Annotated in this window: 31 protein-coding genes, 1 pseudogene and 1 riboswitch; of the genes and pseudogenes, 22 read left to right on the top strand and 10 right to left on the bottom strand. The window is 43.1% G+C overall.

All coding sequences use genetic code 11. From position 1 onward, the window contains the following. The first annotated feature begins 108 nt into the window (after positions 1-108). The 7 genes from PaeBR_RS15805 (at position 109) to PaeBR_RS15775 (ending at position 4,466) form a co-directional block, all read left to right on the top strand. Entirely contained in the window at positions 109-1,266 is a 1,158-nt protein-coding gene (locus PaeBR_RS15805; protein ID WP_410511508.1) for an acyltransferase family protein, read from the top strand. Positions 1,267-1,319: 53 nt separating this feature from the next. Further along, entirely contained in the window at positions 1,320-2,066 is a 747-nt protein-coding gene (locus PaeBR_RS15800) for a CPBP family intramembrane glutamic endopeptidase (RefSeq protein ID WP_410511507.1), read from the top strand. An 84-nt stretch (positions 2,067-2,150) separates the two neighbouring features. Next, positions 2,151-2,450, top strand: coding sequence for a hypothetical protein (locus PaeBR_RS15795; RefSeq protein WP_410511506.1), 300 nt, complete (start codon positions 2,151-2,153; stop codon positions 2,448-2,450). Positions 2,451-2,483: 33 nt separating this feature from the next. Then, positions 2,484-2,951: a UPF0158 family protein gene (locus PaeBR_RS15790; protein WP_410511505.1), complete on the top strand. Its 468-nt coding sequence runs from the start codon at positions 2,484-2,486 to the stop codon at positions 2,949-2,951. A 55-nt stretch (positions 2,952-3,006) separates the two neighbouring features. Next, on the top strand, positions 3,007-3,459 hold the full coding sequence (locus PaeBR_RS15785) for a GNAT family N-acetyltransferase (protein WP_410515210.1): 453 nt from the start codon (positions 3,007-3,009) through the stop codon (positions 3,457-3,459). A 79-nt stretch (positions 3,460-3,538) separates the two neighbouring features. Then, positions 3,539-3,814, top strand: a complete 276-nt coding sequence (locus PaeBR_RS15780) for a hypothetical protein (RefSeq protein ID WP_410511504.1) — start codon at positions 3,539-3,541, stop codon at positions 3,812-3,814. A 58-nt stretch (positions 3,815-3,872) separates the two neighbouring features. After that, positions 3,873-4,466, top strand: a complete 594-nt coding sequence (locus PaeBR_RS15775) for a YdeI/OmpD-associated family protein (RefSeq protein WP_410515209.1) — start codon at positions 3,873-3,875, stop codon at positions 4,464-4,466. A 37-nt stretch (positions 4,467-4,503) separates the two neighbouring features. On the opposite strand, the pseudogene PaeBR_RS15770 reads toward PaeBR_RS15775, so the two are convergent. Next, positions 4,504-4,683, bottom strand: a pseudogene (locus PaeBR_RS15770) (transposase); the annotation flags it as partial. Between the two features lie 234 nt (positions 4,684-4,917). On the opposite strand from PaeBR_RS15770, the gene PaeBR_RS15765 reads away from it, so the two are divergent. From PaeBR_RS15765 to PaeBR_RS15715, 11 genes are all read left to right on the top strand, one after another. Then, on the top strand, positions 4,918-5,421 hold the full coding sequence (locus tag PaeBR_RS15765; protein WP_410511503.1) for an HAD family hydrolase: 504 nt from the start codon (positions 4,918-4,920) through the stop codon (positions 5,419-5,421). Between the two features lie 472 nt (positions 5,422-5,893). After that, on the top strand, positions 5,894-6,163 hold the full coding sequence (locus PaeBR_RS15760; RefSeq protein WP_410515208.1) for a GNAT family N-acetyltransferase: 270 nt from the start codon (positions 5,894-5,896) through the stop codon (positions 6,161-6,163). Between the two features lie 153 nt (positions 6,164-6,316). Next, positions 6,317-6,634, top strand: coding sequence for a DUF2164 domain-containing protein (locus PaeBR_RS15755; RefSeq protein ID WP_410511502.1), 318 nt, complete (start codon positions 6,317-6,319; stop codon positions 6,632-6,634). Positions 6,635-6,673: 39 nt separating this feature from the next. Further along, positions 6,674-6,946 (top strand): hypothetical protein, encoded by a 273-nt coding sequence (locus PaeBR_RS15750; protein ID WP_410511501.1) that lies wholly within the window; start codon positions 6,674-6,676, stop codon positions 6,944-6,946. An 18-nt stretch (positions 6,947-6,964) separates the two neighbouring features. Then, the gene (locus tag PaeBR_RS15745) at positions 6,965-7,375 is read left to right on the top strand and encodes a cytidine deaminase (protein ID WP_410511500.1); all 411 of its coding nucleotides are present in this window, start codon (positions 6,965-6,967) and stop codon (positions 7,373-7,375) included. A 36-nt stretch (positions 7,376-7,411) separates the two neighbouring features. After that, complete coding sequence (locus PaeBR_RS15740; RefSeq protein WP_410511499.1) at positions 7,412-8,107, top strand: DUF4375 domain-containing protein; 696 nt, start codon at positions 7,412-7,414, stop codon at positions 8,105-8,107. Between the two features lie 23 nt (positions 8,108-8,130). Continuing rightward, positions 8,131-8,343: a DNA-directed RNA polymerase subunit alpha C-terminal domain-containing protein gene (locus tag PaeBR_RS15735; protein WP_410511498.1), complete on the top strand. Its 213-nt coding sequence runs from the start codon at positions 8,131-8,133 to the stop codon at positions 8,341-8,343. A gap of 36 nt (positions 8,344-8,379) precedes the next feature. Further along, positions 8,380-8,532: a hypothetical protein gene (locus tag PaeBR_RS15730; protein ID WP_410511497.1), complete on the top strand. Its 153-nt coding sequence runs from the start codon at positions 8,380-8,382 to the stop codon at positions 8,530-8,532. A gap of 15 nt (positions 8,533-8,547) precedes the next feature. Further along, on the top strand, positions 8,548-8,787 hold the full coding sequence (locus PaeBR_RS15725) for a hypothetical protein (protein WP_410511496.1): 240 nt from the start codon (positions 8,548-8,550) through the stop codon (positions 8,785-8,787). Continuing rightward, complete coding sequence (locus PaeBR_RS15720; RefSeq protein WP_410515207.1) at positions 8,742-8,879, top strand: DUF2500 family protein; 138 nt, start codon at positions 8,742-8,744, stop codon at positions 8,877-8,879. The genes PaeBR_RS15725 and PaeBR_RS15720 overlap by 46 nt, the downstream gene beginning before the upstream one ends. 25 nt (positions 8,880-8,904) lie before the next feature. Further along, positions 8,905-9,492 carry a uridine kinase gene (locus PaeBR_RS15715; RefSeq protein ID WP_410511495.1) on the top strand — a complete coding sequence of 196 codons (588 nt, stop codon included), beginning with the start codon at positions 8,905-8,907 and terminating at the stop codon, positions 9,490-9,492. Positions 9,493-9,527: 35 nt separating this feature from the next. Here PaeBR_RS15715 and thiE read toward each other — a convergent pair whose 3' ends face one another. From thiE to PaeBR_RS15685, 6 genes are read right to left on the bottom strand one after another with little or no spacing between them, the layout of a single operon-like run. Continuing rightward, entirely contained in the window at positions 9,528-10,187 is a 660-nt protein-coding gene (gene thiE, locus PaeBR_RS15710; protein WP_410511494.1) for a thiamine phosphate synthase, read from the bottom strand. Further along, on the bottom strand, positions 10,174-10,998 hold the full coding sequence (gene thiD / locus PaeBR_RS15705; protein WP_410511493.1) for a bifunctional hydroxymethylpyrimidine kinase/phosphomethylpyrimidine kinase: 825 nt from the start codon (positions 10,996-10,998) through the stop codon (positions 10,174-10,176). The genes thiE and thiD overlap by 14 nt, the downstream gene beginning before the upstream one ends. 30 nt (positions 10,999-11,028) lie before the next feature. Further along, on the bottom strand, positions 11,029-11,853 hold the full coding sequence (thiM, locus tag PaeBR_RS15700; RefSeq protein WP_410515206.1) for a hydroxyethylthiazole kinase: 825 nt from the start codon (positions 11,851-11,853) through the stop codon (positions 11,029-11,031). Next, a complete protein-coding gene (locus PaeBR_RS15695; protein ID WP_410511492.1) occupies positions 11,850-12,872 on the bottom strand; it encodes an ABC transporter substrate-binding protein in 1,023 nt (340 codons plus the stop codon). Before PaeBR_RS15695 ends, thiM begins: the two co-directional genes overlap by 4 nt. Positions 12,873-12,880: 8 nt before the next feature. Next, positions 12,881-13,660 (bottom strand): ABC transporter permease, encoded by a 780-nt coding sequence (locus tag PaeBR_RS15690; RefSeq protein WP_410511491.1) that lies wholly within the window; start codon positions 13,658-13,660, stop codon positions 12,881-12,883. Further along, positions 13,635-14,504 (bottom strand): ABC transporter ATP-binding protein, encoded by an 870-nt coding sequence (locus PaeBR_RS15685; protein ID WP_410511490.1) that lies wholly within the window; start codon positions 14,502-14,504, stop codon positions 13,635-13,637. Before PaeBR_RS15685 ends, PaeBR_RS15690 begins: the two co-directional genes overlap by 26 nt. Before the next feature lie 5 nt (positions 14,505-14,509). After that, positions 14,510-14,612, bottom strand: a riboswitch (TPP riboswitch). A 262-nt stretch (positions 14,613-14,874) separates the two neighbouring features. On the opposite strand from PaeBR_RS15685, the gene PaeBR_RS15680 reads away from it, so the two are divergent. The 3 genes from PaeBR_RS15680 to PaeBR_RS15670 are packed head-to-tail and all read left to right on the top strand — an operon-like array spanning position 14,875 to position 17,185. After that, on the top strand, positions 14,875-15,723 hold the full coding sequence (locus PaeBR_RS15680) for an amino acid ABC transporter substrate-binding protein (protein ID WP_410511489.1): 849 nt from the start codon (positions 14,875-14,877) through the stop codon (positions 15,721-15,723). Positions 15,724-15,749: 26 nt separating this feature from the next. After that, on the top strand, positions 15,750-16,418 hold the full coding sequence (locus PaeBR_RS15675) for an amino acid ABC transporter permease (protein ID WP_410511488.1): 669 nt from the start codon (positions 15,750-15,752) through the stop codon (positions 16,416-16,418). A gap of 14 nt (positions 16,419-16,432) precedes the next feature. Further along, positions 16,433-17,185 carry an amino acid ABC transporter ATP-binding protein gene (locus PaeBR_RS15670; RefSeq protein WP_410511487.1) on the top strand — a complete coding sequence of 251 codons (753 nt, stop codon included), beginning with the start codon at positions 16,433-16,435 and terminating at the stop codon, positions 17,183-17,185. Position 17,186: 1 nt separating this feature from the next. On the opposite strand, the gene PaeBR_RS15665 is transcribed toward PaeBR_RS15670, so the two are convergent. Continuing rightward, positions 17,187-17,564 carry an S-layer homology domain-containing protein gene (locus PaeBR_RS15665; RefSeq protein ID WP_410511486.1) on the bottom strand — a complete coding sequence of 126 codons (378 nt, stop codon included), beginning with the start codon at positions 17,562-17,564 and terminating at the stop codon, positions 17,187-17,189. 174 nt (positions 17,565-17,738) lie between these two features. Here PaeBR_RS15665 and PaeBR_RS15660 point away from each other — a divergent pair, with 174 nt between their 5' ends. Beyond that, on the top strand, positions 17,739-18,212 hold the full coding sequence (locus tag PaeBR_RS15660) for a Fur family transcriptional regulator (RefSeq protein WP_410511485.1): 474 nt from the start codon (positions 17,739-17,741) through the stop codon (positions 18,210-18,212). A 98-nt stretch (positions 18,213-18,310) separates the two neighbouring features. On the opposite strand, the gene PaeBR_RS15655 is transcribed toward PaeBR_RS15660, so the two are convergent. After that, on the bottom strand, positions 18,311-18,991 hold the full coding sequence (locus tag PaeBR_RS15655) for a TIGR00266 family protein (RefSeq protein WP_410511484.1): 681 nt from the start codon (positions 18,989-18,991) through the stop codon (positions 18,311-18,313). A gap of 383 nt (positions 18,992-19,374) precedes the next feature. After that, complete coding sequence (locus PaeBR_RS15650; protein ID WP_410511483.1) at positions 19,375-20,193, bottom strand: helix-turn-helix domain-containing protein; 819 nt, start codon at positions 20,191-20,193, stop codon at positions 19,375-19,377. Between the last annotated feature and the right edge of the window lie 9 nt (positions 20,194-20,202).

Below are 20,202 nucleotides of genomic sequence, written 5' to 3'. Positions count from 1 at the left end.
CCGAAGGTGGGTTTTTATCCTACGAGCTTAGAAGGGGAATAAACCATCCAAGCCAATTGTATCGAATAAAAAATCAAAAGAAACAAAGCAAAGGAGAGCTGAACACATTTGAAAGAATCAGAAAACAGATTATATTTTTTAGACAATTTAAGAATAGTACTAATCATGCTTGTGGTCGCTCATCATGCAGGTCAACCCTACGGAGGTTCAGAGGGATGGTGGTACTTTAAAACAATTAATTCACCAGGCTTAGGATCTTTCTTTGCTGTGAATGCTGCATTTTTTATGAGTCTTTTCTTTTTAATCTCGGCTTATTTTGTACCTCATTCATTTGATAAAAAAGGGATTAGAGAGTTTCTTAAAGATCGTCTTATACGACTCGGTATACCTCTAATTTTAGGTTTTTTTATAATAATTCCACTTCTTATGTATTCTTATTATATAAATTTCAGAGATAGTTCGTTTATTGGTATTTGGGACTATTATATTAAGATATATTTTGGAATCGGAGGACAACCTACAAGATGGACAGGCCCTTCATGGCCTGATATGAACTTTGGTCACTTATGGTTTATCGAACATTTACTGGTATATGTTTTTATTTATACGATTATACGAACGATAATGCAGAAATACATAACACATAAAAAACCACCTAAGTCATTTCCTAGTCAAATCAGTATAATACTTTTTACATTTATGATAGCTATGTTTACTTTTATTGTCCGGATTTGGTATCCGATTGACCATTGGACTGGTTTCCTTGGAGTCATACAAACTGAATTCGCTCATGTTACACAATATATGTCATTTTTTATTGCGGGAATTTTTGCAGCAAAGAATAATTGGATAATTAAAATTCCTAGATCAGTTGGTGTTATATGGCTTTTAATTGGGATATTACTTGCTTTAGTCTTATATTCTGGTGAGTTTTCTATTTTCCAAAAAGGTGGATTAAATTGGGGTAGTTTAACATATTCCGTAGTGGAAACCTACTTGTGCTCAGGACTAAGTATTGGATTAGTATTTTTATTTCATAGGAAATTCAATAAGACTAATTCAATCTTTCAATATTTGTCGGCAGATGTTTTTACGGTGTATATTTTTCATGTTCCCATTGTAGTTATCCTGCAGTATACAGTCGAAAATTTAGATGTTTCTGCATATGTTAAGTTTCTTCTTGTAAGCCTGTTTGGTATTATATTAAGCTTTTTAGTTAGCCATTATTTAATTCGAAAAATTCCGTATTCAAACAAAGTTTTATAGAAATAAATTAATTTTGGTAATTGAGGGAAGATCATAACAAGAGGTAGTGGATAATGAAAAGGTTGATAAATTGTATAATATCATTCATTTGTTTAGTCACATACGTTCAAATCACTAGTGTTTTTTCATTTTTTGTTGCACAAAAGCTGTATCCCCTTTTTGAAAACCTAGATCCAGATAATGTTTTTATAGTCCTCATCATTCATCATATTTGTCAAGCTTTAATAACTATTTTAGTGATTGTATTGATTACAAAGGTTTTGAATGTAGATTTTCAATGTTTTGGATTTAATTTCAATTGTTTTGGATATTCCCTTAAGGCTGTTTTAATTTTTATTGTGGTATGGATCATTATTCAGGCGGGAGTTGGCGTCTTACTAATAACAGTTTATGGAACATCACCACAATTCTCTTTTCCGGTAAACACTATTAATTTTACAGGCTATTATTTGTTTGAGATTCTTCTTTCCGGTACCAGTGAAGAAATCTTGTTTAGATCGTTAGTCATCACATTAATGGTGTTTTTGTGGAAGAATCATTTTAAGAATGATAAACAATTATTTAGCCTGGTTATTCTAGCATCAACAGCAATATTTATGATAGCCCATATTAATTTTTCGCTTTCGCCATTTCAAATAATTTATTACAATATATTACAACAGCTTACTTGTCTTGTATCTGGGTTGTTCTATGGTTATTTGTTTTTAAAGACTAAGAGCATTGTGGGCTGTATGATTGCACATAATTTGCTAAATGGTGTCGTTGTTATTTTTCAATTGTTGTTTGTCATTGTATTTTGAGAAATAAGAGGCGCCAGATGGACGTCGTGAATAACAGAACCTAGGCGAAAATAAACAGAAGCATTAGAAAGGAAGTAAAGTACTATGAATCTTTCTCTTTCAATTGAAGAATATATCGAGAAAAATAAGCTTTCCGTAAAAGTAATGAATTTTTCTGCTAAGACTGTAAAAAAGGGGGAACTAAATAGAAATATTGTCTTTTTCGCAAGTAACTCAACAATTGCTTTTATCGGTACAAGAGGAATGATAAACATGTCTGAAAATAATAAGATTGAAGTTAAATCAAGCGGTATATACACTGATGATATTTTTTGGGAATCACTTAAAAACGTCCGAGAAGAGCCACTTCGTTATATTTTTTGCAATTATTTTGTAACACTATGAAGAACATAATATCTTAATGAAGGAAGGATTCAGATGAACAAACCTATTAATCTTCAGGAAATTATTGACGGTATGGAAATGCAAGTAGAGGGGACAAGTGCATACTTAAACCTCAAAACAGGGGAAGTTATCTCAGTATCTGATGAAGATATCAGAACTGCAGAAGAGGATGAACCGTTTAGTCATTTACGGGATTGGCAACTAGAGAATATTATAACTGCAATAGATGTACTCGAAAACTTTGAGAAATATGAAGAACTGCCATCAACATTTGATATTAACGAATATTTAATGATGAATGATTTCTGTTATGAAGTGGACGATCAAAGAAGAAGAGATTCTCTATTTGAAGCTATTCAAGGTAAGGGCGCTTTCAGAAGATTTAAGGATAAGGTGAATCATTTAGGAATTGAACAAGAATGGTACGCTTATCGGGACAGACGATATAAACAAATAGCGATTGATTGGTGTAATGACCTTAACTTAAAGTACATTGAATAACTGATTTTTTGAGTGTAACTTACTATGGAGTATTATAAGGAGAAATTTCATGGAAGTGAAAATCAGATTATTAAAGGCTAGCGAGGATGCGCCCATCGAATTATTGCTTCTTGCTGATCCATCGGAGGAGATTATTAAAGAATATCTCGCCAGAGGTCAATGCTTCGTAGCCCATATTAACGAAGAAATCATTGGTGCTTTGGTACTTATAAGGACTCGGCCTGAAACCGTTGAAATTGTGAATATCGCCGTGCGTGAAGACTTCCAAGGAAAAGGGATAGGTAAAAAATTAATCTTTAACGCGATGGAAAAAGCAAAAGAACAAAATGCTAAAACTATCGAAATAGGCACAGGAAACTCAAGCATAGATCAGCTTATGATTTATCAGAAATGTGGATTTCGCATTACTGGGATTGATCGGGATTTTTTTACAAGACATTATAAAGAAGAGATTCACGAAAACGGAATTCAATGCAGGGATATGATTAGATTAGGTCTTGATTTGTAATTTACCCCACCTTAAATTGTATAAAACATACGGATTACCGCCGTACAATACCTATCTTATACATGGCGTCCCTGGGGCTTTGGCAGACCGCTTGAGCGGAAGTATTGGTGTAGTCGAAGCTCTCCAAAGCAGGAAGACCATTAACGAGTTGCCTGCCTATTATGGTTCCTGGTCTTCCGCCTACAGTTTTTTCTGGCGCTTACAAAAGGCAGGGATATGGGACATCATTTTGGATCATGTTTCGATAGAACCCGATTGGAGCCAGGTCATGATCGACACGACCGTAGTCCGTGTTCACCAGCATGGATCGGGCGCAAAAGGGGGCAAGCTAAGCAAGCAATCAAGTAGATTTTGAAAATGAACTGCTTATTTTGAAAACACAATATTATTATGATGAAGAGGGGTGTTCCTTGATGACAAATAGTAGAATGAATCCTAAGGTTGATGAATATTTAAGTAAAGCCAAAAAGTGGCAGGAAGAATTTGAGAAATTGAGAATGATCATTCTTGACTGTCAGCTGACCGAAGAATTGAAGTGGGGTGTTCCTTGTTACACGTTTCAGAAAAGAAACATAGTTTTAATACATGGATTTAAAGAATACTGTGCGCTTCTGTTTTTCAAAGGTGCCTTGTTACATGATGCCCATGGTATTCTAATCAAACAAACGGAGAATGTACAGGCGGGGCGCCAGATTCGGTTCACCAATGTTCGAGAAATAGTTGCAATGGAAACCATCTTGAAAGCCTATATTTATGAAGCCATTGAAGTTGAAAAAGCCGGTTTGGAGGTGGATTTTAAAAAGAATACAGAATTCATAATTCCTGAAGAATTTCAAAATAAATTCGATGAAATCCCTGCCTTGAAAACTGCTTTTGAAGCATTGACGCCCGGACGGCAAAGAGCATATATTCTTTATTTTTCTGAACCCAAACAATCCAAAACTCGAGAGTCAAGGGTTGAAAAATGTATGCAGCAAATTCTGGGTGGAAAGGGATTAAATGATTAGGGCGTGTATGCAAACCTAAGCAAGCCAAACCATAATCTGAAGCAAGCGTTAAAAAAGCTCGGAAGCTCTGCGCCAGTTTATCGAAGCGAGTCGCCAAGCGACGGTAGTTCTTCACTTTATTGAAAAAGCATTCAATTAAATGCCGTTCCTTGTAGATTTCTTTATCCCATTTTCTTGGCTTTCGGCGATTTTTCTTACTTGGGGTGACGGGAGTAGCGGATTGTTCCTGAAGATTAATTTCGGGGGTGATAAATCAATGAAGCAATTTGAAGTTATTAGTTTAGACATGTTTCAAACATTAGTAAATGTGGACAGTAGAACAGAACAGATATGGAAGCCTGTTTTACAAAGCGATTATACGAATCAAATTGCTGTATAGTGTGCAGACTCATTACTTAAACATTTTTTCATTCAATGGAATGAATCGAGAAAGACTGGACAATTTTTATTAATGAAAGAAGTCTATGAGTCCAGCTTTAGAACGTTATTTAGTGAATTAAAGATTTCATATGATACAAGTGATGCAGTCAAAATCTTGTTTAAAGAACATACATTTTCGCATTTTTATAATGATACAGTTGACTTTCTTGAAAGTATTTCACGTACATATAAGGTTTGTATAGTTAGTGATGCGGATGTTGCTATGATTCCGGATATATCTGCGACATACGGTGCCCAACTTTTTACATCCGAGCAGTATCAATCCTATAAAAATGATGACAGAAATATTATGTTTAAAGAAGTGCTCAAATCCTACAATGTTCATCCAAAACAGGTACTTCACATTGGAGATTCTGCTTCAGATGTTCTTGGAGCCAATAGAGAAGGGATTTCAACCTGCTGGATTAATCGAAATAAGAGGACATGGGATCATGAGATACAACCTGACTTCATCGTAGAATCATTAAATAAAATAGAAGAAATTTTGAGAGGCCAAATTCATCAGAATCATTAGAATGGAAGGATAAACCATGAACCACGAAATTCATTTTTTTTATAACATAGACTACTTGTCAAAGGGAAATCATAGACAGAAACATGTCTATGAAATACTAACTGAATTGAACCTCTCATGACTTAAGTCACGAGATTCCTGCGCTGAACGCCATGACAGGCGAAGATAAGCAGGCTATCCCCGCAGTTCCTGCGGTTCTTACGAAGCTTGTACGTTGGACTCTGCTCTCTAGCTTACTGCTTGGTTTTCGCTTTTCAGCTAGAGAGGGCGGATGTGCTTGAACATTTTACGCAGGAGAGCCTTCCCCCTGCAACCCCATATGTTCAGTTTTCAATGAGCAATCTGTACAAGTTAATTATAACAGTTCTTGTGAGTTATTCAAAGAAGAGTCGGATAGTTAACGTGTCTTATGCCACGCCCTATCCGAAGTTTTCTAACTCACGACTGAAGTCACGAGTTTGCGAAAACTTTCATCAATTTTGTTGCTTTTGGAAATCGAGAAGCAGAAGCAAGATTAGTTGAAAGGATAAGAGTATCCAATAATTTTGTTCCGCAGCTGTCAATAGTTGCTGAAGATGAAAAAGAATTAGTTGGACATTTATTGATGAGCAAAGCATTAGTAATTGAAGGAGATATGGAGCACGAGGTAATCGTATTAGCACCTATTGCTGTAAGACCTGGCCATCAAAAACAGGGCATAGGTAAGCAATTAATAAATATATTATCCACAGTTCGGATTTAGACCAGCTAGACCATTTGGATTAGAATTAATGCAATTTCAAGTTCCAGATGAAGTGTTTATGGTATTTGAATTGAAAGTTGATGAGTTAAATAAAATTAAAGGCGAATTAAAGTATCCGAATGCATTTTTTGAGTAATTACTGTACATCCCTGTATGAATATTGACAGGAGAATCATCTTAGAAAAAAATCTTTCTGAAGGAGATTACCACATGATCATTTCAATAAAACTGCCCAAAGAAGAAAAGGATGAGATTATCGACAATGTTAGGACCTATTTTGAAAACGAGAGATCCGAAATCATCGGAGATTTAGCTGCGGAACAACTTATTGATTTTATGATAAAAGAGCTTGGACCCTATATCTACAACAAGGCAATAACGGACGCCAGAGTTATGCTCAATGAAAGAATAAATCAAATAGAAGACGAATTATATGCACTTGAAAAACCGGTTCAAAGGGGCCGAACCTAAACGTTTTATAAAATCCAACTAAAAGGATGGTTGCTCTCAGTGAAAGAAGCACAAAGGAATAAATGGGAGAAAACGAGAACTAAAGGAAAGAAAAGATTTTTAATAATCAATGGCATCGTTGGTTGGGGAATATCTACCGCCCTACTTTTTACATTAATCTCGTCTTTTTTTGATCATCAATACACAATAATATTCGATAAGGATTTTATTATGGATTTAGTTACTTCTTTAATCATATTTCCTGTAGGTGGTTTGTTTTGGGGGCTATGGGTATGGAGTTGGATGGAAAAACTATATATGAAATGTGAATAGACCAGGAGTGAATTCAATATGCTGTTAGATCAAGAAGATTTTCATCTTATAGACGTGGCAAAGAGCACAATCGAGAGGTTATACATAGACGGCAAACATCATATTGGAGCTGCGGTAAGAACAAAATCCGGGAAAATATATTCGGCTGTTCATTTAGAAGCTTATATCGGACGGGTATCTGTTTGTGCTGAAGCTATTGTTTTAGGAAAAGCAATTTCCGAGGGGGAAAGTGATTTTGATACCATTGTAGCTGTAAGACACCCTGATCCATCCCAGGACCATCAAGAAATTGAAGTTGTATCTCCCTGCGGGATTTGCAGAGAACTCATAAGTGATTATGGAAAGGATACTTATGTCATTTTAAAGAGGGAAGACAAATATATAAAAATGAAAATAAATGAGTTACTGCCAGAGAAATATACAAGATAACGAGAGGATAAACGATAAGCAGCCGGGAGGAACTGTATGAAAAAGGTACTTGTCTTAGGTTGTGCAGGTTCAGGGAAATCTACCTTTTCAGAATTATTAGGAAAGAATCAGGGACTTCCGGTTGTTCATCTTGATTCATTATATTGGAAACCGGGATGGCAAGCTTCCAGTGCAGAAGAATGGGATTTGGTCATTGAAAAATTGATTCATAAAGATAAATATGTGCTGGATGGAAACTATTCAAGGACACTTAAAGTGCGTTTGAAAGAGTCGGATACCATATTTTATTTAGATTTCCCTCGTTATTTATGCCTTTACCGTATATTTAAGCGAAGGATATTAAACCATGGCCGAGTCAGATCCGATATGGCTGAAGGCACTAAGAGAATATATAGCTGGTATAACACAAGGGTCCTGATTGATAGTGTGAACGATGGAGGTTTGATCAGTTTTTATTACAACACGGGTGCAGATTACCTGATAGAAACGATGGAAGATCTCCATAGAATAAAAGCCGATAAGGTCATTAAACTTCTTTTGAAAGTGAATAAGCTGTTTCCTGAAGGAAATGTCCCTACGGATATAGATGAAAGGAACGAGATTATAAGTTCATGGGATGATGAAGAGACGGACAGCAAATTAGAAAAAATAGATGATCAATTTTATGAGCTTGAAGAGGATTTAGAAAAAAGAATTGAACCCGTAATCAAGCAACTAATGAACAATTATTGAAAAATAGAAGGAGTGCTACTAAGATGGATAATCTGAATAAGCAGGAAAATGATTTCCCAACTGGTTTGTCGCAGCCTGCGCTTCGCGCACTCGCGAATTCCGGCGTCACACGATTAGAACAGATTTCAAAGCTCAGTGAGCGGGAACTAAAACAACTGCATGGTTTAGGCCCAAAAGCAGTAAAGCAGCTTCGAGAAGCACTGGAATTGCAAGGGCTGTCTTTTTTCGATAAATAAAGCAATTTAATTTTGTTTAGCTGAAGGTGGGATGAAATGGATTTTATTGAAAAGAATTTGAAACCTTTATTTAAGAAATATCCAAAGCTTTCTGTATTATTAGTAGTAGTAGTAGTAATAATATTAATTGATGTGGTTTATTACACAGGGAAAGAGATTGGCAAATGGGTCTATTACTTAAATCAATAAAGAAAGAGGTAATTCATGACTAGTTTTGGTGAACCCGATGGTTTTTTTGGATTTTTACGAGATACGCCTTTGTTCTTCAGAATTTTTGGAGGTCTTGTATTTACATTAGTGGTGGGGACATTCTTGTTTATTATCATTAAGGGATTAAAAAGTTGGATTTCAAATAATTCTGCCGAGGTTCCGATTCAAGTGCCAGTACGAATTACTTCATTACTTTCAAATTTGAAGATAGCACGCGGAATAAATTCCATTTAAGAGCAAATCAATTTGGGTTAATTTCCGTTGGTGATCAAGGAGAATTGATCTATCAGGGCACGAGATTTAAAGAATTTATACGACAAATCTAAAGTGAAAAATTCAGGAGATATTACGATGAATGAACCGGGTATCAGGGAAGTATTAGAGGAAATTCTAAGGGTAAATCGAAATAAAAAATCCATTATTATTGGGATTGATGGCTGTGGTGGAGCCGGTAAAAGCACTTATGCCCAAAAGCTAAGGGATCATTATCATGGGGAATTACCAGCCTCTATTGTACATATGGACGATTTCTACCTGCCTTCCAACAGAAGAGGGGATGAAAATGACGGGATTGGCGTTAATTTTGACTGGAGAAGATTGCTGGATCAAGTATTGATACCAATTAAAAATCACACAGACGGTTTCTATCAGAGATATGACTGGAACAAGGATGCACTAGATGATTGGCATAGAGTCCCCATTGGATTATTGGTTGTTGAGGGCGTGTACGCTCTTAGGCAAGAGCTTGTGGATTACTACGACTACTCGATTTGGATAGAAACTGATTTTTCAACCCGGTTAGCACGAGGAATTGAACGAGATGGGGAAAACATGCGACATACCTGGGAAGAAGTATGGATGCCGGCAGAACAGAAATATGTTGAACTGGAACAACCACATGAAAAAGCGGATCTGATCATCGATGGGTCCGGGCGTTAAATCTTCAGGAAATCAGGGGGCGTCGGCCCCCTTGGTTATGTCCCCCGAATGATCTGCACCAAACCCCTTACCGTTCCGCTGATATCATCTGCTGCGGCAATTGCGGATATCACTGAGATTCCATCCGCACCGGCCGCAATGACAGGAGCTGCGTTCAGCAGCGAGATTCCGCCTATCCCGACCAGAGGAAGGGTTAACCCATGAACCTGAATTTGTTCAATAAGCGCAGTACCTTGAACCGCTTTGGCATCATCTTTAGAGGTGGTAGGATAGATCGGGCCGATCCCGAGATAATCCGCTCCGTCCGCAATTGCTTGTCGTGCTTCCTCCAGCGTATGGGCAGATACGCCTACAATTTTATGAGCGCCGATTTGGTGCCTGATCAACCTGGCTGGTTCATCGTCCTGTCCTACATGGATGCCGTCGGCATCAAGCGCGATTGCCAAATCGATATCGTCGTTTACGATAAAAGGGACGCCATGTGATTGGCAAATCTGCTGCAGTTTTCTGGCCAGATCATACTTGGCGCAGCCTGTCAGCGCTCCGATCCCCTTTTCACGGAACTGGTACATCGTTATGCCTCCGGTAATCGCCTCAGTTAATACCTCCTCAGGAGACTTGCGGCAATTGATGCTGCCCATTATGAAATAGACTTTCAGCTTCTCCCTCAAGACATCGCTATTAATGCGCCCCATAACCACTACCCCGCAGTCTGTTTTGATAGGAAAAATGGTTCGTTGGCCCATGTCCCCCGCCGATACCAAGTTCATCTTCAATCGCCGCTTGAATAAAGGCTTTGGCTGTTTGGGTCGCCTCCGTTACGGACTTACCCCGGGCAAGCTCAGCGGTTATCGCCGCCGAAAAGGTACAGCCTGTGCCGTGAGTATGCCGGGTCTGAACCCGCATACTCTCCATGTATAAGACCTCATGCCCATCGTACACAAGATCGACAACCCCGCGGCTATCGGCATCATGCCCGCCCTTCAACACCACATAGCGTGAGCCCATCGCCACTATTTTTTTGGCTGCTTCTTCACGATCCTTCAAGCTGGAAATCCTCATGCCGGTTAAAACTTCGGCCTCCGGGATATTCGGTGTTGTTATGAGGGACAGTGGAAGCAGATGATCAATTAAAGCTTGTACGGCCTCCTCCTGTAAAAGCTTGGAGCCTCCCTTGGCAACCATAACTGGGTCAACGACCAGATTACGCCATCCATATTGCTGTACTTTTGCCGCTACGATACGAATAATGTCCGCGCTGAACAGCATTCCTGTCTTTACAGCATCCGGCTCCAAATCATCGCCGATAGAATCGAGCTGCTGCGCTATCGCTTCTTTCTCTAGCGGGAAGACACCCTGCACACCTAACGTGTTTTGGGCGGTTACCGCGGTCAAGGCTGACATCCCGTAGATGCCCAATTCCTGAAAGGTTTTGAGATCGGCTTGAATGCCCGCGCCGCCACCGCTGTCCGAGCCGGCAATCGTCAATGCTTTATATATTTTCATCTATGCTTCTCCTTAGAGGGGGCTGATTAATTAGGCAAGCCTTTTAATTTGGGACAACTCTTGATACTTTTCCGGAGTCAGGAGTGCCAATTGATTCAGTAACTCAATCTGAAAGCTGCCCGGCCCTTGCTCAGCCGTTAATTCGGCAGCCAGTTCAGCGGCAACTCCATAGAAGGAGATGGCTTCCACAGCCGCTTCCAGCCAAGCACCGCCGCTTACAGCCAGAAAAGCTCCGACGACTGAGCTTAGCAGGCAGCCTGTGCCAGTTACTTTTGTCAGAATGGGGTGACCGTTGCTGGCAATGTAGGTGATGTCCCCGTCAGAAATGATATCATCCTTGCCGGTAATGATGACTACGCAGCCGAGCTTGCGCGCGGCTTGTTGAGCGAGGGTGACTGCATCGCCTTCACCTTCTCCTGCATCCACACCTTTAATGGACCAGCTCGCGCCAACCACATGGGCAACTTCGGCTACATTGCCGCGCAGGGCTGTAATCTGCATTTCACTTGTCAGCTTGTGCGTGACGTCCGTGCGGTAGGCTGTTGCTCCAGCACCCACAGGGTCAAGTACAACAGGCACACCGTGTTCGTTGGCCGATTGTCCGGCCAGCAGCATCGCTTGAATCGTATGATCGTTCAGTGTTCCAATGTTAAGAACCACTGCAGCGGACATTTTGGCGACATCCTTTACTTCCTCGTGCGCATCCGCCATAAAAGGGGAGGCTCCCAGTGCGAGCAGTCCGTTCGCTGTGAAGTTAGTGACCACGATGTTGGTGATGTTGTGAACAAGCGGGTTTTTCTGGCGTACCTTTGATAAATATGTCATTTTATTTCCTCCTGAAAGGTTATTACTTATAGGTTAATGTAGGATTCCTCGGTCTTTACTTCAGTCTGAAGCAGTCCATTTTCGGTTAACCATTGATGAACCTTCTCCCAGGACGCAGGGTCCTGATAGCCAAAGGCCTGATCACCCGCATCCATAAGCGGCAGCAGGATTTGCAGGCTTTTCTTTTCTATTTCCTGGTCCAGTGGAGAGGTTTGATCTTCATGCTTGAGCAATATAGATAACGCTTCTTCCGGATTCTCCTGTACGAACTGTTGACCCTTCGAGATGGCGGTCATGAATTTTTTGAAATCATCTTCCGATTCCTGTACTCCTTGTTCACTGGCGACAAGCACAAGCTCATAATAGTCGGGTACCCCATAGTCTGTCGGATTGAGGGAGGTTACAGGATGCCCCTCTTTAGCCAGGATCAACGCCTCGTGGTTAATGAATCCGCCCATAATAGCTTCCACTTTTCCAGTGGATACAGCCGGAATAAGGTCAAAGCCTACATCGATCAGGTTGGCAGACTGCGGGTCACCGCCGTCGTTCTTTATCATGGTGCGGACCATAGCTTCATAGAGCGGAATGGAGGAGTAGCCGATATTTTTGCCGGCCAAATCCTTAGGGCTATGTACATCTCCGTTTGCCGGAACCATCATGTGGTTGAGCGGATGTCTGACAATAGCAGCGATAGATTGAACGGGAATGTCCTCCCCGCGTGCCATAAGCACCTGAGGCTGATAGCTCAGAGCCAGATCGATTTGATTCGCCGCAACGAGCTTTAGACCATCATTGCCGTCGGCAGGCATCCGGATGTCCACATCCAAACCTTGCTCTGCGAAATAGCCGTTCTGTTCAGCCACATAAAATAATGAATGCACCGCATTCGGATACCAATCCAGCATCAGCGTAAGCTTGTGAAGAGCCGGACTGGCTTCTGTAGGGAGTGAGTTTTTGGAATCAGAATTGGATGAGGCAGAACAGCCGCTCAGGAAAAGGAACAGGCATAGAAGCAGCAGGGAAGCAGGGTTGTTTAATTTACTCAACATTTTCATAATTAGGAGGAACCTCTTTTCTTGAGAATAATATTTTCTAATAGTACGAGAAGCATGAACAGAACAAGTCCGAGTGCAGATAGCAGAAAAACGGCGGCGAACATATCATCACTCTGCAGGTTGCCCGCCATACGACGGCTGAAATAACCGAGCCCCTTGCTGCCGCCCAGCCATTCGCCAATGGTTGCTCCGATCACACAATACACCATGGCTAACTTTAGTCCGGAGAAGAAGGAGGGCAGCGCCAGCGGAATCTGAACTTTTGCCAGCAGTTGTGAGCGGTTCGCGCCCATAGTCATCAGCAACTCTCTGTAACGATCTGCGCCCTTGCGCAGTCCATCGTAACAACCTACAACAATCGGAAAAAAAGCAGTCAGAAAGACGACGGCAACCTTGCCCCCAAGGGAGTAACCGAACCAAAAAATGAAGACAGGAGACAAAGCGATCAGCGGAATGGTCTGGCTAATAATGATAAAAGGGTATAAAGCTTTCTCAACCATACGCGACATATGCATACCGGTACCGAGCAGCGATCCCAGGACCACGGATAGAATGAATCCCAGTAAAACCTCCTGCAGCGTAGCCGGTAAATGCAGTCCAAATAACAGCTTTCTGTTCTCTGCCAGAGCTCTCCAAATGGAGGTAGGGGCAGGAAGTATAAAGGCCGGAATCCACCCGGCACGCACGACCGTCTCCCAAGCCGCCAATAGGAATAAGAACAGAAGGAAGGAAGCGCTGTAATTCCAAAGCCATTTCCTAAAAAGAGTTCGTGTTCGTGTCATACAATCTTCGCTCCAAATCCTCTCGCAGGTTCAGGAACCGCGGTTCGTAATTCATGGTGTATCGCCGGGGTCTCGGTAAATCTACGGTCATTTCCTGCAGGAAACCATCAGGACTTCTGTTATGCATCACGTAAATCCGGTCACTGAGCAGTATTGCTTCTTCCAGATCATGTGTTATGAACAGCACCGTTTTCCCCAGTCCGCCCCACAGCTCCACAAGCCACCTGTGCATTTCCCGTTTGGTCATCGCGTCGAGTGCGCCAAAGGGTTCATCCAACAGCATGAGGTCACCTCCGGTTACTAGCGTTCTGAGAAAAGCAACCCGTTGCCTCATTCCGCCCGATAATTCACACGGATAGGCGTTCTCCATTCCGGCCAGTCCAAAATGCTCCAGCGTTTCCCGTATTGCAGTGATCGTCTCCGCTTTGGTGCGGACCCGGTTAACTTCCCAGGGCAGCAGACAGTTATCCAATACCGTCCTCCAGGGCAACAGCAGGTCCTGCTGGGGCATGTAAGCAATTTTTCCTAAGCGGGTGCGTGTGGAGGAGGGTTTGCCATGCATGAATATTTCTCCGCTAGCAGGTTCCAGAAGCCCGGCAATGATTTTGAACAGAGTGCTTTTTCCACAACCGCTGGCACCGACGACAGAGACAAACTCTCCTTGCTGAACCTTCAAAGACAACCCGGAGAAGACAGGGGCTTGCAGCAATGTGCCAAAAGAGTAGGATAATTCATGAATGGAGATCATTTTCGTATCTGACTTGCCTCCTTTAAACAAATAAAGACCCATCCATTTCCGAAGGAAATGAATGGGCCACAAATTCCAGTCTGCATGAATATGCATCACTTGAAAGTCCGGTTCCACTTCCCTCCGCTGGTATGATCCAGATCAGGTTCCAAGGGTCCGGAGCTCAAGCACCGTCTCAGTCATCAGACTCCCCTAGTGAAATAAACAGGTCAATATTGAATTCGCAATTGGTTCTAAATATACCATAACTTAAAGATATGTAAAAGGCCGGGGGCATTTAGCCACTTTTGGGTAAGATAAATATGCTGGTATAAATGTGAAGGACAGGAGGAATTTTACCTAATTCGATAAATCCGATGGTTATAATCGGAAAAAAGGTATTGACGAACCTGACACGACAGTGTACTATTCATTTTACCGGGAACAACCCGCACTATACAGATAAGGATAAGAGAGGGGAATTGAAATGAAAAAATTTAGTTTAATGATTTTATTCGTGCTGACTGTGGTGCTTGTGGCCGCTTGCGGCAATAATGCCAACAACAATACAACTGCTGAGCCATCGGCAGCAGCTAACGAAGGTGCGGCTGCTACTGCAGCGCCGGCTGAGTCCAATAGCCTGGAAGCCGTTAAAGCCAGCGGCAAGCTGCGGATTGGTACGGAAGGTACATATGCACCGTTCACCTTCCATGATTCGGATGGCAAGCTTACGGGCTTTGATGTCGAGATTGCCCGGGAAGTATCCAAGCGCCTTGGCGTGGAGCCTGAGTTCATTGAAACACAATGGGACGGTATCTTTGCCGGTATGGATGCGAAGCGGTTCGATGTTATCTTCAATGAAGTATCGATCACGGAAGATCGTAAAGCTAAATATGATTTCTCCGATCCGTACATCGTTTCCAAAGCCGTACTGATTGTTAGTGAAGATAACCAAGACATTAAGACTTTTGCGGATTTAAAGGGCAAAAAAGCCGGTCAATCTCTCACCAGCAACCTGTCGGACATTGCACGTGAGAACGGTGCGGAAATCGTAGCCACGGAAGGCTTCAATCAGGCTATCGATTTGCTGACCTCGGGCCGGATCGATGCAACGGTAAATGACGGTTTGTCTTTTCTGGACCTGAAGAAACAAAAACCCGATGTGAAGATCAAGAAGGTCGATGAAATTGCCGAGGGCTCTCAAAGCGCAGCAGTCTTCCTGAAAGGCAATGACGAACTGGTCAAAGCTGTCAGTGACGCGCTGGCTGAAATGAAGAGCGACGGAACCTATCTGAAAATCTCTGAGAAATATTTCGGGGAGGACGTTTCCAAATAATAGATGCCAAAAAGGATGTCTGATCAATGGATGACCGTAAAATACAGATACTAATTGATTCTTTGCTGCCCCTGCTTAAAGCCGGGGTGGCTTTTACCATTCCGCTGACACTGGTTTCTTTTGCATTGGGATTACTGCTGGCCGTGCTGACCGCACTTGTCCGTCTGTCCTCTTGGACTCTTCCGAAGCTGATCGCCCGTTTCTATGTGTGGGTCATTCGGGGAACTCCGTTATTGGTGCAGTTATTTATTATTTTTTACGGATTACCTGCTATCGGAATTATACTGGAACCGTTCACGGCTGCCGTTATCGGGTTCTCGCTCAGTGTCGGGGCCTATGCTTCGGAAATAGTACGTGCTGCCATTCTTTCCATACATAAAGGTCAGTGGGAAGCAGCATTTTCGGTAGGAATGACACGAGGCCAGGCTCTGCGCAGGGTTATACTGCCGCAAGCTGCACGCGTATCGGTTCCGCCGCTTGCCAACTCCTTCATCAGTCTGGTTAAGGACACATCTCTTGCAGCAGCGATCACTTATACGGAAATGTTCAGAACTTCACAGCAGATTGTAGCTACAACCTACGAACCGCTGCTTTTGTACTGCGAAGCGGGTCTGGTATATTTGCTGTTCAGCTCCGTACTGTCCGCATTGCAGAATTACCTGGAGAAGCGGCTTGACCGATATTCTGCGAGCTAAAGGAGAAGATTCGCTTGATTGAAATTTCTGATTTGCATAAATCATTCGGCCCTTTGCAGGTATTGAAGGGTATTAATCTGAAGCTGGAGCATGGAAAAGTACTTGTCATTATTGGCCCTTCCGGTTCCGGAAAAACGACGCTGCTGCGTTGCTTCAACCTGCTGGAGGTACCCGACCGGGGGAGCATTGTACTCGGTGATACAAAGCTAAGCTTTACAGACTCCAGAAGAATCCCGCAAAATAAAGTTCTGGAGCTGCGTAAAAAAACAGGCATGGTTTTTCAATCCTACAACCTTTTCCCCCATATGACAGCCCTCGGCAACGTGATGGAAGGCCAGGTGACCGTCCAGAAGCGCTCTAAAGAAGAGGCGCGGAAACGTGCTTTGACGCTGCTGGAGAAGGTTGGCCTTGGGGAAAAAGCGGAGGCCTATCCGCACCAGTTGTCCGGGGGACAGCAGCAGCGGGTAGCCATTGCCCGTGCGATGGCCGTTGAACCGGAGGTGCTGCTGTTCGACGAACCCACGTCGGCACTTGACCCCGAACTGGTAGGAGAAGTGCTCAAGGTAATTAAGCAGCTGGCTGCTGAAGGAATGACCATGGTGATTGTAACCCACGAGATGAAGTTTGCCGCTGATGTGGCGGATACCCTTATTTTGATGGACGAGGGTAATATATTGGAAGAAGGAACGCCCGAGGATGTGCTGGTGAATCCGAAAAGTCCCCGCGCGCGGCAATTTCTTAACCGGCTGAGCGGGGAAGCGGAATAGTTTACTCCTGAAACGGAGTTTCAACAGAGTGGGATTTCAGATACTCCAGCGCGTTATACAGCATAATAGCTGCTTCAGCGCGGGTAATTTCACTTTTAGGATTAAACTTCCCGGAGGCATCCAAAGTGGTGATATTGTATTTTAATGAACGTTGGATGCTGCCTTGGTAAGAAGGGGTTACTTTGTTCTGTGGCAAAAACTGCGAAGCCGAAACACCTTTGATTAATCCCTGATCTTTTAAGGATATTATTTTTTCTTTTCCGTTCACGCTGCCGAGATCCTTGAAGCTTCCTTCTGCGGCGAAGATTTGTCCTCCCAGGGAGAAGGAGAGAAGAGACGCGGTTGTTATAGCGGTCAATGCACTTTTTTTCATGTTCATATGAATTCACCTCGTAATAGGATTAGGCACTACGGCATTCTTATCTTCTATAACGAAGTCGAAAGTGGTAATGTTGCAGCAGCGAGTAGCCTCTTTTCATCCGTGGTTAATTTTGTTATGCTTATTTCGTAACGATTACTAATTATATCTGATCGTTTAGAGTAGGAGAAGATTATGAACCCAATTGAACATATTGCGCAGCAGTTTGCAGCACAAAACTATAAATTAACGTCACAGCGCGAAGCCATCGTCCAGGTTTTGCTTGATCATGAGCAGGACCATTTAAGTGTGGAGGAAGTATACATGATCGTCAAAAGCAGCTATCCGCATCTGGGACTGGCGACAGTGTACCGAACCCTGGAGCTGTTATGCGACCTTCACATTGTGGAGAAAATGAATTTTGGCGACGGGGTGGCCCGTTATGATTTGCGCGGAGGCGTGCATGAACATATGCATCATCATTTGATTTGCAACGTATGCGGGAAGCTGGAAGAAATTAAGGAGGATTGGCTGCTTGAACTGGAGCATCGTCTAGAGCGGGAATATGGATTTACCGTTACGGATCACCGTCTGGATTTCAAGGGCTCCTATAATACCTGCAAGTCCAGCGGATGTAAAAGGGAAAAGGAAAGCGAAGCGGTATCATAAGCAGCACTTGAGGTGTCATGAGTTATAGCAATAAATTAAAAGGTGACATGAGAGCCTATCGTGTCACCTTTTAATGTTGAACTAGTTTATAACGGTACTCAGCTTCTGGTAGGCACAAAAGATCTGATCCACGTTCCGAAGTTGCCCGGGTTACGGCTTTGCACCAGCACAACGCCCTCCCCGCGGAAGCGGCAGACAATGGCTTCACCGCTGGTCAAGCTGTTGATCCAGCCTGAGGATGCCTTTTCGATCTTGTAATCCATGTAATCCGGCCAGGCGACAAGATGCCCGTTATCAATAATCATTTCTTGGCCAGCCTCCAGATTGATGGCATGAATGGCGCCGAAGGAGGAGAGGAAGACGGTACCTCTGCCGCTGATCTCCACGATAAAAAATCCTTCGCCGGATAAGAAGCCTCTAGCCAGATTCTGCATCTTGGTATTGACCTGAATACCCTGCGTACCGGCCAGAAATCCGTCCTTTTGCACATACAGCTTATAGGACCCGTCCAGTTCTACAGCCTGAACATCCCCTATAGAACCAGGAGACAGCAGCACTTCGCTTTGTCCACGGGTGGCGGTGAGCTCTTGGAAGAAGAACTTTTCACCGCTCAGCATTCGGCCCAGACCCCGCATTAAACCGCCGTCCACAGTGCCTCTTAATTCAACATTAGGAGACATGGCAACCATAGCGCCCATCTCGGCTTTGATGCTTTCCCCGGGATTCAGGTTCACCTTCAGCATGGCAAACGCGCCCTCATATAATACCTCGTACTGCATCTCATATTCCTCCAAGTCTTTTATTGAAATGATGGCAGGTCTGCTTTCTTATAGTAATTATACTGAAATGCCCGCTTCACTAATAGCAATCCTGTGATAAAATATAAATAGGAACGGATGTCCTAAAAAACATACTATTGAACAGGAGAGTGGTGCCGCATGGCGCGTACGAAAACCCAAAAGGCCCTTCTTAAAGCGGAGCGGTCCGGAGCCTGGTGCTCAGCAAACAACCGTAGAACTAATGGAGATTATGGTGCGATTTCACAGCATGTCCGTGTAACACCCAGCAAGCAGCAGCAAATGAATAAGATCAAGCACAAGGAGCGAATCTCGACGGATGGCGCTCCTTTTTTATGGGGAAAAATAGACGTTTGGGCTGGGGCCTACATCCGCTCTCTGCTGAAGCTTCGGAATTGTTTGGGAGACATGCCGTACCGATTCCGGAATACGCGGTGAAAATAGGTGTAGTTCGCAAAACCGCAGGTCTCCGCGACATGCTCCAGGGGCATGGGACTGAAGGTAATCCGCTCTCTGGCCATCTCCAGCCTGACATCATTTACATATTTGACGATACTGGTCCCGAAGGATTCTTTAAAAAGATGGACAGCGCGTGAGACGGAAATATCTACATGACTGGCAACATCCTCGAGATGAAACGGAAATGCAGCGTGCTCCTCAACATATTGCTTCATACGGGAAGCCAGATAGCCTTTGGGGGTAATCGCAGGCTTGTCCGTCATGATCCGGTCGATTTCCATACATAGGATTTGAAGGTAACATCCAGATATTTCTGGGGAAAAGTTGGATAACCGGCGCTGTTCAAGCACAAGCTGACGGAATAAGCCGAGAAAGCCCTCACTGAGCGGAACACTCAGACGTGAAGGTCGAGGGCAACGTTGCCACCAATCTTCAATCCACTCTCCCCCGCAAAAAATGTGATAATCACCACTTTCGATCCGCGGTTTGCCTACGGGATAGCTCTCTTTGTCAATAATTAGATAATAAGGATCGTCAGGCGCGAACAGCATCAGATCGCCCGTCTCTACCGGAGACATGACTCCATCGATCAGAGCCCGGCTGCGGCCCTCTGTCTGAAGGCGGATAAGATAATTCTTGATTCCTTCACTCTGTGACATATGAAACGGCTTGCGATGAAAAGAAAAGCCGGCGGATAAAACGTGACATGCGGCAGCGTGGGACATAAATCCTCC

The organism is Paenibacillus sp. BR2-3 (genome assembly GCF_046529485.1).
Lineage (GTDB): Bacteria > Bacillota > Bacilli > Paenibacillales > Paenibacillaceae > Paenibacillus_AQ.
This window is presented reverse-complemented; position numbering and strand designations above follow the sequence as displayed.